This window comes from Candidatus Jettenia sp. AMX1, assembly GCF_030263775.1.
GTDB lineage: Bacteria > Planctomycetota > Brocadiia > Brocadiales > Brocadiaceae > Jettenia > Jettenia caeni.
Window position 1 is genome coordinate 60,494 of the sequence record NZ_SZPP01000015.1, and the last position, 18,488, is coordinate 78,981.

At 51.4% G+C, this 18,488-nt stretch carries 10 protein-coding genes and 3 pseudogenes; all 13 read right to left on the reverse strand.

Features of this window, described 5'->3' with window-relative positions; genetic code table 11:
- Positions 1–7 precede the first annotated feature (7 nt).
- On the reverse strand, positions 8–664 hold the full coding sequence (locus FBQ94_RS05785) for a HupE/UreJ family protein (RefSeq protein ID WP_007222146.1): 657 nt from the start codon (positions 662–664) through the stop codon (positions 8–10).
- A pseudogene (locus tag FBQ94_RS05790) lies at positions 661–921 on the reverse strand (peptidylprolyl isomerase); the annotation flags it as partial. The pseudogene FBQ94_RS05790 and the gene FBQ94_RS05785, both read right to left, overlap by 4 nt.
- A gap of 27 nt (positions 922–948) precedes the next feature.
- Positions 949–1,662 carry a hypothetical protein gene (locus FBQ94_RS05795; RefSeq protein ID WP_285442041.1) on the reverse strand — a complete coding sequence of 238 codons (714 nt, stop codon included), beginning with the start codon at positions 1,660–1,662 and terminating at the stop codon, positions 949–951.
- Positions 1,641–3,269: pseudogene (locus FBQ94_RS05800) on the reverse strand (DUF3604 domain-containing protein). The gene FBQ94_RS05795 and the pseudogene FBQ94_RS05800 overlap by 22 nt, the downstream one beginning before the upstream one ends.
- A 303-nt stretch (positions 3,270–3,572) precedes the next feature.
- Entirely contained in the window at positions 3,573–4,223 is a 651-nt protein-coding gene (locus FBQ94_RS05805) for a hypothetical protein (RefSeq protein WP_007222143.1), read from the reverse strand.
- A 212-nt stretch (positions 4,224–4,435) separates the two neighbouring features.
- Positions 4,436–6,781, reverse strand: a complete 2,346-nt coding sequence (locus tag FBQ94_RS05810; RefSeq protein WP_051006185.1) for a tetratricopeptide repeat protein — start codon at positions 6,779–6,781, stop codon at positions 4,436–4,438.
- A 183-nt stretch (positions 6,782–6,964) separates the two neighbouring features.
- Complete coding sequence (locus tag FBQ94_RS05815; protein WP_007222141.1) at positions 6,965–9,424, reverse strand: arylsulfatase; 2,460 nt, start codon at positions 9,422–9,424, stop codon at positions 6,965–6,967.
- Between the two features lie 104 nt (positions 9,425–9,528).
- Complete coding sequence (locus tag FBQ94_RS17430; RefSeq protein WP_352246408.1) at positions 9,529–9,768, reverse strand: alkyl sulfatase C-terminal domain-containing protein; 240 nt, start codon at positions 9,766–9,768, stop codon at positions 9,529–9,531.
- Between the two features lie 215 nt (positions 9,769–9,983).
- A pseudogene (locus FBQ94_RS05820) lies at positions 9,984–13,841 on the reverse strand (sulfatase-like hydrolase/transferase); the annotation flags it as partial.
- Between the two features lie 24 nt (positions 13,842–13,865).
- On the reverse strand, positions 13,866–14,012 hold the full coding sequence (locus FBQ94_RS05825) for a hypothetical protein (protein WP_285442042.1): 147 nt from the start codon (positions 14,010–14,012) through the stop codon (positions 13,866–13,868).
- A 47-nt stretch (positions 14,013–14,059) separates the two neighbouring features.
- Positions 14,060–15,073 carry a CobW family GTP-binding protein gene (locus tag FBQ94_RS05830; RefSeq protein WP_007222139.1) on the reverse strand — a complete coding sequence of 338 codons (1,014 nt, stop codon included), beginning with the start codon at positions 15,071–15,073 and terminating at the stop codon, positions 14,060–14,062.
- A 110-nt stretch (positions 15,074–15,183) separates the two neighbouring features.
- Positions 15,184–16,581: a guanitoxin biosynthesis MBL fold metallo-hydrolase GntH gene (gene gntH / locus FBQ94_RS05835; RefSeq protein ID WP_007222138.1), complete on the reverse strand. Its 1,398-nt coding sequence runs from the start codon at positions 16,579–16,581 to the stop codon at positions 15,184–15,186.
- Between the two features lie 258 nt (positions 16,582–16,839).
- Entirely contained in the window at positions 16,840–18,396 is a 1,557-nt protein-coding gene (locus FBQ94_RS05840) for an arylsulfatase (protein ID WP_007222137.1), read from the reverse strand.
- Between the last annotated feature and the right edge of the window lie 92 nt (positions 18,397–18,488).

Consider the following 18,488-nt stretch of genomic DNA (forward strand, 5'->3'; position numbering starts at 1 on the left):
ACCGCTTCTACCGGGGCCTGAGGTACCCGTATACTACGTTAAGCATTGCCAGTGCAAGGGTAATGCTGTGAGCAGCAGTAAAAGCAGTAATAGTCTTGACAAGGAGCCCCCACCGCCGGCCTACGATAAGAATTAATCCAAGAATAAAGAGTAAGTGGTCGATTCCAAAGAGGATATGTTCCACACCGAGCTTTAAGTAACCCGCTACAGGAATAGATGCAAGCGCCTCAGCGTTCAGGTCAAACGAGGGTGACTCAGGCTGTAGGAGCGCTGTTTGAGATGACCCGTCCAGATGCTCTATTTGTACCAGGACGTCCGTCATCGTTTTGCAAAGTCCATGAATAGAAATAGTGCCATTCGTAAGTCCTTGTGGGCTGCAGTCTATAGTCCAGCGCATAACCCTGGCGCCAGTTGTAAATTCTCTCTGAGGCACGCCGACCATTTTGCATTGAACCGGCAGCTCCGGCTCCAGGTGCAGCACCATATCTCCGCGCGCAGGTACCTTCCAAAGCACAGCATACCGGCCTGGCTGCCGTTCGGTCAGTTGAAGGTATGCAGGCCGTACCTCATGAGCTTCCAGTCGGAAGGTTACCAAAAAACTCCAAAAAGACAAAAAAGAGATTTGAACACAAAGGATAAAAATAAAGAGCCTTTTGTCCTTCACGGTACAGATTCCTCCTTTTCAAATACTACCTCGTACCGTTCACGAAGGCGTTGATATGCCGCGGCGTTTGCCTCCTGACGCCGTGCATACCGCCAATCGTTCTCGGCCTCACTGCGTACCTCTGACAGCAATGGCATCCGGCCTTCCAGTCGTTCGAAAACCCTGACCAAATGGATGCCGTAACTGGATAGCACAGGACCTTCCCACTCGCCGGTCTTCAGAGAAAACACTGCTCTGGCAAAGTCATTCCCAAAAAGTTCTGCAACTTCCTGTTCGGAATACTGCTAGTAATCGTGCTGCAGGAGAAAAGGGTCACCGAGATCAGGCGGCTCAAAAGAAATTAATTCTTTCCGTAAATCGGTCAGCAATGCCTGTGCAGTCTTCTCTGCCTCAACAACACCACAACGGTCTGTGCTAAAATAGATATGAGCAAAGCTAACGAGGTCCGGCTGACGATAGCAGTCGGCCTGCGCTGTGAAATAGTGCTGCAACTCAGTGTCTGTTGGATCTTTTACTGTCAGCAGGTCTTCGTATAAAAACTGCATCTTCTGGGCAAGCCGACGCCGTATGATAGTATCGTCACGATCCAGCCCCAGATGCATGGCTTCACGGTAAAGGATTTCCTCCCGAATATAATCTTCGACGATTTCATGCAGTTCTTCCTCCGTAGGTGAGCGCCCCCTCTGCGCCGTAAACGTTTCACGCAGTTGCCGGATGCGCCCGTGTGTTATGACAACCGGGGCATCTTCTTTCTCCTTATTATCGTCCTGGTTAACCATAATGGAGATACAAAAAAGTACAGCACCGAGTATCAGGAAATGAACCAAAGGTTCACGCAACAAACGGAAAATCATGAGCAGTAGTTTTGAAGTAGTACCACGACAATTATTAACCTCGCTCATCACGTGTGGTGTTTGTGAAAGCGGACGCCCCCTTTCGAGGGCATCTGCTCCTTCCAGGTTATTGTTCATTGGCATTATTTCCCTGGCGTATACCAAATAGGTGATGTATATGCCCTTTCCTGAGTGGTCATGGGGACTTCCTTTGATAGTTCAATACCAAATCTCTTAGCATCATACGCCGTCCATCGGGGTGTAGGAATTTCGATCACGCGTGCATAGTAGAATGCCCGATGTTTTGGATTGAAGTCTGGATCCTTCCATACGGTGATCAGCTCCGGATCGCCAATTGTATTTGTCCAGATAGCATTTTGAACATCAACGGTATTTCCCACCGGTGGAATCTTTCCTGTTTCAGGATCCGTTTTGCGCTTGCCGGTATCGCTCCACACCACGTCGTATACTTTCTCCTGTACTTTCCCTTTCGCATCAAGCCAACCCTTGATAATCTGGATGCGGTCGAGATTAGCACTGATGGGGTCTTTAAGTGCTGCGACAAGAAATGTTGGAGACTTGCCGGAAGGCGCCGCGCTAAGGTCTCCCCCCATCGGAACACCCTTCGTGTAACCTATGACGGCAGGATTGCGCGTCTGTGCATCCTTCGCATCAAATTCCCATCCGCCAAAGAAGCGCACAATCATACGAGGGCCGGTGGTGGCATAAGTCTCACGACGCTCCATGGCGTCAAAGAGCGATTCGCGGGTGTTTTCAGTCGCCCATACAGCGGCGTAGCCGGAAGCGGTCTGTTCCCAACCCATAATGGTAGCCTTTTCCGTCTTTACAAACGGATGATTAGCACGAGTCAAACTTGGTTCTGAACTGGACGTTTTCCCAAAGAAATTCTCCTCTTCGACCGCGGCGAGTCCAGTGTGTGCATCCGTCGAACCTATCATCCCAAACTTATAGGGATTGATGCCGAGCTGTTGCTCAATCTTAAGGCCGTTTTTCAGCGCCGAACGGGCATGCTCAAACTCCAGCATCTCCGGCTTTTTAAGTTCGCTAAGGTCCAGGTTTCCCTTATCCCAACGCTCGAAGTCGGCAAACTCGTCGTTTGGAGAAAGAAACGGATGCGTCTCACCGTCACCCTTGATCTGTGTAGCTTCGTAGAGGCGCTCCCAGCGTGCCCTGTTCCTGGCATACTCGTAATCAATCGGCTTGCCGGTAAATGACTCAATAATCGGGAACATGCGTCCGTTACTCAGGTTGCCGTTGTGTGCAATGGCAAGCACGTCGCCGCCGGTCTTCTTTTCGTAAGCGGCCATCCATCTCCACAGGTCACGGGGATTATCGCTGCCGTATGGTTTCATCGTAATGAAAGGCTCAACCAGTCCTGCCTTTGCTCCGCTATCGCGGAAGATCACATTGCGGTGCAGGTTGTTCCCACCGGTGTTAGATGTCCACTCGTAGCCGATGAAAGCAGTAAAGCGACCGGGACAGCTTTACATGCTGACCGCTGGAAGCCATGATATCATCGCCTTTGGCTAAGCGGTATGCGTCCTTCGCGGGGAAAGGAGGCAGCCGAATGCGCCTGCGTCAAACGAGAATGAGGTATGCAGGTGTGTATCGCCGAAAAACGGCCGCGTCGGGAAATTGCGGCCTGCGTAAGGTGAGTAAGGCCGCCTGGGAAATGCCTTCTCGGCGGCTTCTTTATGGAGCGTGCCGACGTCCGTAGTAACATTTTCAGCAGCGTATCCCGCCAGCGCTATGCCAGTACAGAGAAAACCGGTAAATATCGCATTACAAAGCTGTACTACTCTTATACCCGTAACCCCTCCCTTCTATCTGTAAATAGTAGTGTAATAATATAGCAATGAAAAATAACAAATCAAGCCGCAGCTATAGTGATCAACGATTGAAACCGGATAGCATATGCCAGAGACAAAGTTTTGTAAATCAAATATTCTCCAGTATCGTGATCAATCTTTACCATAGAGACAGGTTTGAAACCTGTCTCTACACAGCTTACATCACAACCAAAACATCATACATGGCTAACCCGACACTATTCTTTACTCAAATGCTATAGGGTTCGTACACAACATTCCGAGGGCTGCACAAAGGAGTATTCCACTAATAACTATCAACGTAATTCTATACCTGCGAGTGTCAAACTGCGTTGAGATACCACCAAAGAACATAACCGATGCAAAGAGTACCGTAAGCATAATGTAATTGTCGGAATTTTGGTTGGCTTGTCTGGCTTCCTCATGCTTCTGTACCGATTCTTTATTCAACTGTTTTGCTTCTTGTTCCGGCTCAAGTCTGTATTCCTCCATCATAAAAGGATGCGATGGGGCCTGAGGATTCTCGACCGGTCTGGTGGCAAGCCATGCGTCAGTTGCCCGTTTTGCTTCTGGTCTGAAACGCCGGTAAAAGAAGTCAGCAAGAAATTTTTGATTACGGCTGTTGGCTTTGAGATACTCAACAAAGAGTATCCCATCTATCATACGCATTTGTCCGGCATGTACTGTTTTTTCTGAACTCCTACGTCCTAAAGCACTCACTTCATTCAATCGAAATATTTGAATCCCTCCCCACTTTGTAGCCTGATAGGTACACCATGCTGAAGACAGTGTCGCAAGGGCGATAATAACTGTTGTCGTCAGCTCAGTAAAATGTTTGAAGCGTTCTTTTTTATCAGGTATTTGTTCTAGTGCCATAATAACCTAGTCGTCTGAAAACTTCCCACTTAAATCAATATTAAAGCCAGGCGTGACGGCTATCTCCTTCCAGGTTTTTGGTACAATCGATATACACCCCTACCGAGCAAATCTTAGAGCTTATCTGAAAACCCCAATATCATCTTTTGTAGAGACAAGTTTCAAACCTCTACCTTCATACAGAACGACAACCCTTACTTTCGGATAGGCTCTTAGTCTCGCCTATCAGGTTTTTCTCCTTGCCGGTCAGCTAAGATTATCAAATGCTTTTCCAATTGTTGATAATTCTGATTCTCAGGATAGTTCCTGGCTAATCTGGCAGCATACTTTAACGCCTGTCCAAACTCGCCTCTGTCACGATAAATCATAGTTAGAGAAACCAGCAAATCAGGATCATATGGGTTATGGCTTAATGTCCTCTTGAGAACCGATATCGCCTGTTCTGGCATCTTTTGTGAATCCAGTGCTATCCCATAAACATAACTGTATCGTGTATTCTCCGGGGCAAGTATTGCAGCCTTGTGCAAATGGTGTAAGGCTTTCTTGTGCTCACCGGTGCGAATCATCAACAAGCCCATGGCGTGATGTATCGGCGCAGACTTTGGTGCGAGATACAATGCTTGCTCTAAGACATTTCTTCCTTTCTCATCCTGGTTCTGAGCGCGATAAACATCTGCAAGGTTAATATACCCGGGAATAAAGGCCGGCTCGATCTCGATGGCTTTCTTGTATGAAGCTACGGCACGGTCATACTCGCCACGGTCGAGGTAGAGATTCCCCAGATTTATGTGTGCCACAGGATAATCAGCATTGAGCATCTGTGTTTCTTCATATTCTCTTACGACAGTCTCGCGTTGCTTTAATGCCGACTCTGACAGCAAATTTATCGGGACCGGCGCTAAAGATCGTGCAACAAATGTACGCACCAGTCGTACCGGATCCTGTAACATCGGCAGCAGGTACTGTACCCGACCCTCTGGCGGCAAGATGTCCAAAGAGGTAACAGCTTCAGAACGAATGAGCGGATTGGCATCTCGCAACATTTTCCTAAGGGTTTCTAACGATAATTCGGTAGGATAATTCCGCAACAGGAAAACCGCTGTGGCACGTACTATCGGCGATTGTTGATTGCCTTCAGCCAAACGAATGAGATCGACATCGGTACCGGGAATACAGCGGCTGGCAGCCCAAAAAATATCACCGTAGTGCTTTTCCGGCTTTGGAGTCCCGTACCACTTCCCGAAATGTTCTGATGCCCATTCCGTTGACCTATCCGAATGGCAACCGTTGCAGGTATTCGGCACACCCAGTTTCTTCGATAAGTCAGGACGCGGAACACGAAAGCTGTGATCCCGGCGAATATCGACGACCATGTAAGTGCGTGCCGGCATATGACATTCGACACACTGCGAACCTGATAAACCCATCTTATGAAAATGGTGCTCACGAGAACCATATTTCTCGGACTGATGACACGAGTAGCATAATTCATTGCCCTCTTTCCGGCGACGGGTACTGTGTGGATCATGACAATCCGTGCAAACAATACCGGCCTGATACATCCTGCTTTGCAAGAAAGAGCCATACTCATAAACCTCATCACGAATTTGTCCATCCGGATAGTAAAGATTATCTTCCAGCGCTTGCGGGTAGTGGGTGTCAAGCAACGGTTTTCCATGCACATAATTCTCGTTGATAATAGCCCGGCGGCTGTGACATCGGGCACACATCTCCACCTCTTTTTGTCTGCGTCGCGAAGTGCTCGGCTTATAAGTAGCCAAACTCTTATCGAATAACCAGGTTACCTCTTCGTCCTCGTCATCCTTCAAACGAATTGACAGGCCCATGTCAGTATAGCCTTGTGTATCCTCGCCTCTTGCTTCTGCCTCCGCCCACTCGACGTGCAGAGAACCAGGACCGTGACATACCTCGCATGATACATCAATCTCAGACCACGTAGTGTTGTATCGGTCTTTAGCTGCATCGTAGTTCTTTTTCAGGTTAGTTGAATGGCACTCAGCGCACATATAGTTCCAGTTCTGTGAAATTCGTGTCCAGTAGAGGATATCATCTGGTGGAATACGCTCGTTGCCGTAGATGTGAAACCAGCGCTGGCCGCCTTGCTCTTTCGGTCTCGTATCCCAGCACAGAGGTAGAGTCTGCACGCGCCCATCAGAGAACTCAATCAGATACTGCTGTAAAGGCCTCACTCCAAAAGTATATTTAATGGCAAACTCCTGAAATTTACCTCTAAAGCCTTCGGTGAAGACAAAAAACTTACCATCTCTTTCATAAAATCTCGAAGTCACATCATGATGATTGAACGAAGTATTATTGAAATCCCCGAGCACGGTCGCATCGGTCGCATAATCCATTGCAAGGTCATGATCGGAGCCAATATATTGTGCATAGATATTCTCATGGCACGGCTTGCATGTCTCTCTGCCAACGTAATGTGCGCTCACTGCCGATTGAAAGTGAGTATTCTGTTGTGTTTTCTGACAACCAATACACATAAGCAGAGGTATGAAAACAATCACCGGGCGGCATAGCCACAAACAAATTCTCCTTAACAAAGGGGAATCAAATGGGTTGTGAAAAATTTGATGAAAAGGTAAGTTTTTATATAACAGTACTATAACTCCAACCATTGGGAAAAACATGAAAGGATTCTCCATTTCTCTTGTTCTTGACAGTGCGTATCTAAGTGAAGGGCGAGTACTGATGGTTCACCCAGGCTTTTATTCCATCGCTAGCCTTGCCTCCCGCTTCGTGGTTCGGATTTTCTGCTTGTCAACAGCGCTTAAGTTCATCGGCTGGGTATCAATTTCCACCTTCTTCAGCGTACCGGTGAAGCGATTCGGCGAGGCATAATCAGCGCTCACGGGTGATCCTGTATCTTCACCAATATCGAATGTCTCGTCTGCCGAAAAACGTCCCCACCCGGTCTTTTCAATCCGGCCCTCGCCAACCTTCTTGTCATTCACAAAGAGCGTCACTGTGCCACCTCTGCCAAGACCACCGCCATCATAGGAGAATTCCATGCGAATGGTATTCGGTCCCGGCGCCATAACTTCGGAGCCGGTCACCTTGTAACGGACCTGCGTGACGTAGTTGTACTCATAGGTGGGCCGCCCATCCTTAATGTAGAGTGTATAACCTCCCACCACCCCACCCTCGGCTGCCAAAACTCCATCCGCCCCTCCCTGCGGCACATCCACGTATGCCGTAATTGTGTGCGATCTGTTTTTGATCTGGGCTGCAGAGCTTTCAGGGATGCGTATAGACCCCGGATAGTAGGTGAACTTGGTTCGTCCCTCAATCAGGCTGGGGCGTAAGGTTGGATCAACGCGCTCGGTAAGACGGTCGTCCAACGGGAGTACCTGGTATTTTTTAGCCTCGACCCAGAACGCATCCTGGAGATCCTTTAGCTTGTCGGGATATTGTGCAGCGACGTCATTATCTTCGCTGAAATCGTGCGCCAGGTCGTAAAGCTCCCAGTTATCTTTATCAAAGTCGTAAGACCCCATCGTCCATGGCAGGCGCCCATGCCGGCAAGCGGCAACCCAACCGTCCTTGTACAATGCACGATTGCCGAACATCTCGAAATACTGCACGTGTCGCGTACCCTTGGCACTCGCACTGTTGAAGCTGTACATCATGCTGACACCCTCGATTGGCTTCTGCTTCACACCGCTGACTTCGGTAGGTTCGGCAATCTTCACCGCTTCCAGGATCGTGGGCACAATGTCAATGATGTGGTGGAACTGAGTGCGAATGCCGCCTTGATCCGTAATACGACCCTGCCAGGCAATTACCATCGGGTTGCGTGTGCCTCCCAGGTGCGAAGCAACCTGCTTGCCCCATTGAAACGGTGTGTTCATGGCCCAGGCCCAACCTACCGGATAGTGGTTATAGGCAGTCGGCCCGCCGATCTCATCCAGGTGCTTCAGCAGATAAGACGGGTCTTCCTGTATTCCGCCAAGGGCCGCCATTTCATTGAAGGCACCGTAAAGTGTTCCTTCCATCGAAGCGCCGTTATCCCCAATAATCCAGAAGATGAGTGTGTTATGCAGTTGACCAGTCTGCTCCACGGCATCGAGGATGCGCCCCACTTCATAATCGGTCTGGGCAGTATACGCTGCGAATGCTTCCATCAAGCGTGCGGCAACACGTTTCTGGTCTGGCGTCAACGAGTTGTAGGCCGGTATCTCCTTGGGCCGCGGTGTCAGCTTCGTGCCGGGCGGGATCACACCCAACTTAAGCTGCCGCTGATAGGTTTCTTCGCGGTACTTGTCCCAGCCCTGATCGAATTGTCCTTTGAACTTGTCCAGCCACTCCTTCGGCACGTGATGCGGGGCATGGGTGGCTCCGGGTGCGAAGTAGATAAAAAATGGTCGGTCGGGAGTAACCGATTTCTGCTGAAAGATGTACTTGATGGCTTCGTCTGCCAGCGAGTCGTTAAGGGTGTAGTGCCCTTCTTTTCCTTTCGGAACCTTCATCTCAACCGGCTGGTTGTCACGGTACAGGGCAGGAGCCCACTGATTCGCTTCCCCGCCGATAAAGCCATAAAAATGATCGAAGCCTTGCAGGCCAGGCCAACGGTCGTACGGACCCGAAATACTGGTCTCCCAATCCGGAACATTATGGTTCTTGCCGAAGAAGGCTGTGCTGTATCCGTTTTGCCGCAGGATTTCCGAGATCATCGCCGCATTTTTAGGAATTTGACCGGTATAGCCGGGATACGCAGTTCCAATTTCGGTGACCACTCCCGTACCAACCGAATGGTGGTTGCGTCCGGACAGCAGTGCCGCACGGGTTGGAGAGCACAGTGCCGTGGTGTGGAACCGTGTATAGCGCAACCCGTTTTCTGCCAGGCGGTCGAGGTTAGGTGTTGAAATCTGACCACCAAAGGTACTCCACTGACCGAACCCGCAATCATCGATCAGAATAACCAGGACATTCGGAGCACCGGCTGGCGCCCTGGTGATCGGAATCTTATCGGGCTGCGATTCTTTGTAGGTACGCCCCATCTTTCCCTTAAACGGTGGCTCAGGTATGGGCAGTACCGTGCTGCGCGGGGACTGACACGACACCGTGGCCACCAACATAACTAATACTGTAAACAACAGGCCAGAGAATCTCCGGAACCACTGTTGCTGATGACTGGTTGTACCCATTTCAATCTCCTTTCGTTTCATTGTTTCGCCTCCTTTCATCGTTTGAGTTTTCATGCCTCACTTCACCCGTTGATGAAGCAGTGGCAATTGTTGAAAGTTCCGTATGGCACCCTTGTCACTGAACGTTACGGAGTAACGATGTTAAATCCACCCTTGAAGGTATCCAACAGCCCCATTAACTCGCCAAGCTTATCCCTGTTACCCTGGATTTTTATATTTCCGGATGTAATCTCCTTTTCGAATGTTGTTTTTTCCATAGTGATTGCATCAAACACTGTCCGGGTAAGTGTAATTGTAGCGTCAGCTTGGGGTCCTGCCGATTCGGCATATACGTAAGGGCAGAGTTCTCCAGGTTTAAGACGTATTTCTCACCCACGTCGGTGAAATTCCAGTTGAGAATAATCACCTTGCCGTCCGCCTTGGGACCGTTGAGCTGCACCCCCATAAAATCGAAAAACATCGGGATCGTCATCGCCGTAATCACGTCGAGACTTCCGGCTCCTCTGCTAACGGTGTGGACCCCGTTGCGCAGTTCATAGGCCGCTGTAAGATAGTTGTTGCGCCAGGTGAACGCTTCAGCCTGATAGCCGAGTTGCTCCAACACATCTGCCTGGAGATTTCGCGCCTCCTTGTTATTGGGATCGGCGAAGACGACGTGGTTTATCGCCTGGGCCACCCATCGATATTCGCCTTTCTTGAAATCCGCGCGTGCCTTTGCAATGACAGCTTTGGCACCCCCCATATACCGTATGTAGTTTTTAGCCAATTCTTTAGGTGGCAGCGGGTTGAGATTTGCCGGGTTCATATCATACCATCCCAGGTACTTCTGATAAACGGCCTTCGCATTGTGATTAACCGTTCCATAGTAATCTCGGGCATACCACTTCCGGGAGAGACTGGATGGCAGCTTGAGCATTGGACCAATCTCGGACATGGTGTAACCCTTGTTTGCCAGCCTTAGGGCCTGATCGTGGATGTACTTGTACATATCACGCTGGTCCTTGAGGAACTTTATTGCCCGGTCGTGCCCCCAGCGCGGCCAGTTGTGCTGAGCAATCAGTATCTCAATCTGATCCCCATACATAGCGATCGCCTCGTTGAGGTAGAGTGCCCATTTGTAGGCATCGCGCACCTGAGCACCGCGAAGCGTTAGCACATTGTGCAGCGTATGGCACGCCAGCTCGGTAGAGTTGAACACCTTGAACTGCGGGAAGAAGATCATCATCTCGGCAGGTACCTCTGTATCGGGCGCCATGTGGAAGATCATCTCCACGCCGTCAATGATCCGCTTCTCACCTGTCTTGGTGATGATATCCGTGGGTGCAATCAGTGTGGTCCTGCCTATAGAGGATGCCTTTCCGATGCCGGCATCCACCTGGCCTCGCTCACCTCTTGGTAGAACAATGCCGTACCAGTAGTCTGAACGCCGGCCCATGACAGTACCGGCCGTGAGGTTTTCACTGGTCGCTGCTTCCAGAAATCGTTCCGGCGCGAAGATCCGGATATTGCCGGCCTTCACATCGGCATCATCCACCACACCCTTCACCCCGCCAAAGTGGTCGACATGGCTGTGCGTATAGATCACCGCTACTATCGGCCGTTTTTCACGATGCTGGTAGTAAAGATCGAGCGCAGCACGAGCGGTCTCTGCCGAGATGAGAGGGTCAATGAGGATCACGCCCTTATCACCCTCGACGATGGTCATATTCGATAAGTCTAAGCCGCACACCTGATAGATACGGTCCACGACCTTGAACAGGCCTGCATTCATGTTGAGCCGGTCCTGGCGCCACAGGCTCGGATTGACAGTGGCAGGGGCATCCTTTTGCTTCAGGAAATCATAGGCTTGAAGATTCCACACCTCTTTGCCATCACTATCCCTAATGACTGCGCTTGCCGGCCCGGCAATCAGGCCGCGCTGGGCATCTTCGAAGTCTTTCCGGTCAGCGAAGTTGAGCTCCTTCAGTACGGTAGCATTAGCCTGTTGTGTAGCAGGCTCCGCATCCTTCGGTTCAGTAGAACGGGCAGGCTTGCCCCCTGCCATCTCCTGCATTGCCTTTTGGTCAACAGCACTCATCTTGGTTTCACCGAGGGTAACGATAACTTTACCGATCTTGCCGGTGAACTTGAACGGCATGTCGTAATCCTCGCTCACACCTGTGCCGGTGTCTTCACCGACATCGAGGGTTTCATCGAACGTGATGCGCATGGGAACAGTGCCGGCTATCCGTCCCTGGGCAATTTGCTTGCCGTCCACGTTGAGCGTGCCGGTGCCGCCTTTGCCATAACCACCACCGTCATATTGGAAATCGAATACGATTGTGTGCTGGCCGGGGGCAAGTGCATCCTTGGCGGCGATGTTGAAGTGCGCCATGTTCGCCAGGTTGTAGTGGAAGACCGGCTTGCCGGCCTGAAACAGCAGCGCGTAGCCGCCAAACAGTCCGCCCTGTGTCAACACGACTCCTTGCTCGTCACCCTTCGCAAGCATCACCTCGGCAGTGATGCGAAACGACTTATTCTTTATGTCAGGTGCAGCACCTTCCGGGATGCGCTTCTGACCCTGATAATAAGTGAACTCAGACCGGCTGCGTGTGAGGCTGGGCCGAACGGATACGTTAAACCGCTCGATCTTACTGTCGTCTATCGGCAACACGTTATACCTGGCCGCCTCGGCGTAGAACAGCAACTGCAGTTCGCGGAGCTTGTCGGGATTCTGGTCAGCCACGTTGGCGGCTTGGCTGAAGTCCTCGGTAACGTGATACAGTTCCCACTTAGAGCCGATGATCACGTCCTGCTTAGCCGCCTCGGGGACAATGGTGACGTCCTCCCATGGCGCTGACTTCGGCGTCGTGCATGCCAACCAACCATCGTGATAGATAGCCCGGTTACCGAACATCTCAAAGTACTGCGTATGGCGGGCCGGCGGCGACTTCGCATTGTCGAACGAATAAGCCATGCTTACTCCCTCGATCGGCTTTTGTGTGACGCCGTTGACGACGGAGGGTGCTTGCATGCCGCACACGTCGAGGATTGTCGGGACGATATCAATCGTGTGATGCCACTGGGAACGAATTCCTCCCCGGTCCTTGATACGGGCAGGCCAGGAGATGACCATCGCATTGCGTGTACCGCCGTAATGCGAGGCAATCTGCTTCGTCCACTGGAATGGTGTGTCCATCGCGTGTGCCCAGCCGTACGGGTAATGGTTGTGTGTCTTCCACGTACCCAGATCGTCCTTTCGTTGGAGGGTCTGCTTTTCATCTTCGAAAAGGCCGTTCAAGCTGGTAAGTTCATTGAGAAGGCCGCCGGGACCTCCCTCGGCACTTGCGCCGTTGTCGCCGACGAGGTAAATCACCAGCGTGTTGTCGAGTTGTCCAAGTTTCTCTATCGCATCCAGCACGCGGCCAATGTTGTAGTCCGTCTGTTCAAGAAAGCCGGCATAGATCTCCATCATGTAGGCATAGAGTTGCTTCTGCTCCGGCTTGAGGGAGTCCCACGCCGGTATCCCTGTGTGGCGTTTGGTCAACCGGGTGTTGGCCGGTACCAGACCAAGCTCTTTCTGCCGCGCCAGCGTTTCCTCGCGCATCTTATCCCAGCCCTGATCGAACTGGCCTTTGTACTTCGCTATCCACTCCTTTTTCGGATGATGAGGTGAATGTGTTGCCCCCGGCGCGTAATAGAGTAAGAACGGCCGTCCGGGTGCAATGGTTTGCTGGTTGCGTACCCAAAGTATCGCCTGATCGGCCATGTCGTAATCGAAGTTGTAGTCAGAGTTGCCTAAGTACGGCTCGATGGGCCGTGTGCCATCAAACACTGCCGGCCGCCACTGGCTTGTCTCGCCGCCGATGAACCCATAGAAATGCTCGAAACCCAACCCGGTCGGCCAGAGGTCGAACGGCCCGGCCTGGCTGCTTTGCCAATCCGGCACGTTGTGATTTTTGCCGAACCAGGCAGTATTCCAGCCTTTCTGCTTAAGGATTTCGGCAACGGTCGCGGTATCCTTACCCATCAGGCTGTCATAACCGGGAAAGCCCGTGGCCATCTCCATAATAGTGCCGGTGTGTACCGAGTGATGGTTGCACCCGGTAAGCAGCGCCGCACGGGTAGGCGAGCACAGCGCCGTTGTGTGGAACTGCGTGTAGCGTAGCCCGCTCTTTGCCAGCCGTTCCAGCGTAGGTGTTTCGCATGGCCCACCGAACGTACTGGCTGCTCCGAAACCAACATCATCCAGGAGCACCAGGACAATATTGGGCGCCCCTTTGGGCGCCTGAATCGGCTTTGGAAAGTAGGGCTTAGAGTCTTTGATGCTCAGTCCAATCTGCCCATGAAAGGGTGGCTCCGGTCGTGGTAGGACCTCCTGTCCAGCGAGGTTACCGACTAGACTCAAACAAAGCAGGGCAAGACTGACAATAAGCTCGGCTGCTGTTCTTGCTCTCATGTTATATTCCTCCTTTCTATAAAATTAACATCCTATTTTCAGGGTCTTAGCTTCGCCATTTACAAGCAGGCTCTCCGTTATATAGTCTAAATCAATTTTGCTATTCCAGAATCCAATGCTAATCATTTCTGTTGTTTTAACAGGAGGGAACAGAGGCGACTGACTTCTCATCTCCGTTCGCTCTTGTTGACCTATCTGTGTGTATTTCCATCGGCAATTCAGTGGCCGGCCACTGAATTGCCGATACACTGCTCGAACTTAGCCCGCAACGATTCCTCATCAATGGCACCGGCTGCTCCAATGGCCACAATTTGTGTCCGTGGCGTCCGCTTACCCCACTCATCTGCCAGTGAGATGTCCACGCGCCTGCCAACAACTTGTAAAATCACCCGCCGTTCCGGTGCATCCAGGGTGTACATAACGCCCTTAGCCCGATAGATATTCACCGGCAGCTTTGACACAATCTCACTCAGCACATCCAGCGAGAGCGGCCGATCAGTCTCATAGCTCCAGGTGCCGAACACATTCGAATGATCATGGTGGTGATGCTTTTGATTGCAGTGAGAGTCTCTGCAGTCGTGATGCTTTAAGTTGTACCAGTTCGGGTCTGCCTGGGTTGGATCATAGCGGCCGACTGAAAGCAAAACAGGGAGCGGCACATCAGCCTGGACGGCCTCGATAAGTCTGTAGCAGTGAAAGCGGCTGTCCAGCCATTCCTTGATCCTGGCGACCTGGTCGGAGCCCACCAGATCCACCTTATTCAGAATAATCATGTCGGCACAAGCCATCTGGAAGAGCTTCAGATCCATAAACTCCGGTGAGGTAAATACCTGCTCCGCATCCACTACACACAGGATGCTATCCAGACGGATACGGTCGCGAAAACTGGGATTGTTGAAGGTCATGGCAATACCGGAAGGCTCGGCTACGCCGCTGGCTTCCAACAGGATGTATTCAGGCCGTTCTGGCCGATTGATCGTCTCCATCACCGTCGCGATGAGGTCATCGCGGATAGTGCAGCAGATGCAACCATTAGCGAGGCTGATGACATTGCTTTCAATGCCCACAATAAGTTCGGCATCGATATTGATCGAACCGAAATCATTAACCAGCACCGCCACCTTTAGGCCATGATTGCCGTTGAGGATACGGTTGAGCATCGTAGTCTTCCCTGCCCCGAGGAAGCCTGTGAGGATTGTAAGAGAAATTCCAGTGTTGTTAAAGATGTTCATGATCTCTCGTTGTCTCCTTTAGCCTAAGTCTGAAAACTTCGGCTACATTTCCACGAAAACGTTCCGTCGGATTCTTACGGGACCGATGGAACGTAAACCATCTTGACCAGTTACTTCTTCGCCGACGTGATGCCGAGCATTTCGGCCAGGTTGATCTTCATCTCGGCGGGCAACCGTGCCCATTCCCGTATCTGGTCCTTGGGGGTGAAGAGCGCAGGATCAATTTCCTGATCGCGGATCCCTTGCTCCTGATTGGCAATAAACGGATTTTTGATTGCTATCTCACCCGGTATCTTACCACCGAAGTTGTGCTGGATGACCCACTCCAGGCTCGGGCGGACGGTATTAGTTGTCTCCGGTAACGCTGCCTCGCGGATCCAGACACGCTCCTTAGTGACATTAACAACAGTGTGATCGATACCAAAGGCAAACATGCCTTTGTAGTGCGTCCGTATACCAGCCATCATCTCGCCGATTAATTCGCGATCGTAGGAGACATGGCAGGCCATGGCAAGCCGCGGCTGCACCAGGTTTGCCAGGTAGCCGACACCGTAGTGCGGCGTGTGCAGATTGTCAACCGTAAATGCCCCCATGAAAGGTGCTACACCTTGTTTCAATGCCCACAGGTTTACCATATCGATGGCCATCTCGGTGACAAACACGTCTACGCCTTTGGCGTACTTGGCGGTAAGCTGGTCGGGCTTGCCGTCGCCAGTCCAGACGAAGGAAAGGCCGTTCCAGTCCAGCCGGTATGCTGAGGCGCCGTCCACGCCGTGAGAGCGCCGCCAATGAGTCACCTTCACACCGTCCTTGTCGTAACAGATGCCACCATCATCCCTGAAGTCGAACTCGGAGACATCGATCTCATAACCGTCAGCCATTGGCCCCACAGACCACGCTGAAGTCCAGGCGCCCATCTTCTTGATAGCTTCACATACGGCCTTGGTGCCCAGCGCCGGCGTTCGGCCTGACGGGCCAATCACGCACAGCGGTTTCCAGCGCCCGTTAAACGGGGCGAATTGGTACAGGTAGGGCAGTTCGCCGAAATGGTCGATGTGCAGATGGGTGATGAAGATATCATTGATTTCCGGCACCGGCACCTGGTTGGCAACGATATTGCGCAGGCAGCCAGGCCCGAAATCGAAAAACAGCCGCTTGGCCCCGCCCAGCTCCACCATAATGCAGGTACTGGCCTGGGTCATGCGTGGCGGCCAGGGGTTGCTACCCATGAAGATAATGCGCATCTCATCCGGACCGAGCGTCTCACTTTGCGGGAAGTAGTTGTTCTTGTTCCTAACCGAGGGCGTCGGCAGGTAGTAAGGAGGCATCGAAATGCCGGTGCCCGGCGGCGACCCATAAGGGTTTTTCTCTCCGGGTGCACCAGGCGTGGGTTTCTTTTCACCAGCCGCCTCCGCCGTAGGAAGAGTGGCTGCAGCAATACCTGTTGCAGTTACACCTAAGGTCATAAGCATCTCACGTCGATTCATAGCTTGGTCTTTTTCTTTCATAGTTTAGGTTCCTCCTTCGAATTAATGTTTGTTTTCTTGTCCTCCGTCTGCATTGCCACAGCAATGCTCGCGACGAGCAGAATGGTGCCCCATGATGAGTTTGTTCAAGTTGTTTCTCCTGGTCTTGAGCAGGAGACAACAGAGGTAATGAAAATAGAGTAAAACTCACCTACATTCTCTCCATCTCAGACAAGTACACTCATCATCGTGGTGGATTCTATCCGTGCAGTTGCTACGGCGTTTTCACACAGCGCCTGCTCACTTGCTGCCTCCACCGGCTTCCTGAAGTTTCTCCAGCACCCGGTCAAGATTGAAGCTGCCAGGCTTCTGGCGAGGTGGAAACTCACTGAAGGTCTGAAGGTATTGTCCTACAAACGCCTGTGCCGGTACGAGCAGGAAAATACGCTCCGTGCGCCACCGTGGATAATCAACAGCCTCGTGGTCTGCTCGCTCAAATGGGTCAGTACGGAGGTTGAACAGTTTGGGCACACGGAGCGTCACCAGAGGCTCCTGCCACACGTTAAAACCGTGTTCGCGCTGTTCGGCAAAGACAATTTTCCACTGGTTGTAACGGAGGTTCACCAGGTTGCCGTCATCACTGAAGTAGAAGAATTCCTTACGCGGCCATTCGGCTTCGCCTTTGAGTGCGGGCAGGAGGTTGTAGCCATCAAGGTGAACCTTAAAGGATTTGTCGCCAGACTTGTAACCTTTCTTCAACTTCTCTGCGATATCTGGTTCGCCAGCGGCCGCCAGCAAGGTTTGCAGCATATCCTCATGCGAGCCGATGTGGTTGATTACCGTACCAGGTTTAACGACTCCCGGCCAACGGATAATGCAGGGAACGCGGTAACCTCCTTCCCAGTTGGAGTTTTTCTCGTTGCGGAACGGTGTTGTACCTCCATCGGGCCATGAGAAACATTCTGCGCCGTTGTCGGTTGAATACATTACAATGGTGTTATCGGCAATACCAAGGTCATCGAGCTTTTTGAGCAACTGGCCGATGTGCCCATCATGTTCGGCCATACCGTCGGGATAAATGCCAAGGCCTGTCTTACCCTCAGACTCCTTCTTCAGGTGCGTCCAGATGTGCATACGGGTGGAGTTCCACCAAACGAAAAACGGTTTACCATCCTTATTGGCTTTTTCAATGAAATGCAGTGCCTCTTTGGTGACTTCGTCATCCACGGTTTCCATACGCTTTTTCGTCAACGGGCCGGTGTCCGTAATCTTGCCATTGGCGAAGCTGTGAATCACGCCACGCGGACCAAACTTCTTCTTGAATTCGGGATTTTTTGGATAGTCCGGATGCTCAGGCTCCTCTTCTGCATTGAGGTGATAAAGGTTGCCGAAGAATTCGTCAAAACCATGATTCGTCGGCAGATGCCCATCCCGGTCGCCTAAATGGTTCTTACCAAACTGTCCGGTAACATAGCCCATCGGTTTGAGCAACTCGGCAATAGTCGGATCTTCTTTCATCAACCCTTCTTTCGTACCTGGCAATCCCACCTTAAGAAGCCCGGTACGAAACGGGCTTTGGCCGGTAATGAATGCCGCGCGCCCGGCGGTGCAACTCTGCTGGCCATACCAGTCAGTAAACATAGCACCCTCCTTTGCGAGTCTGTCAATATTAGGCGTTTGATAACCCATCATGCCGCGATGATAACAACTGGGATTGTTCCAACCGATATCATCTCCCCAGATGACAAGGATGTTGGGTTTTTTATCCCTGGCAGCAGCAACTGCATGACTTGTGTTAAAAAGTAAAGCGGAAAATATCAGGTACGTAACTACAATGCTAAATCGAAATAATTTCATAGTGTTTCCCTGGGAAAGATTGATTACTATACCGGAGAGCACCTGGTTTACAAAACTTTATCTCTGCCATATGCCGTCTGGTTTTCAATCGT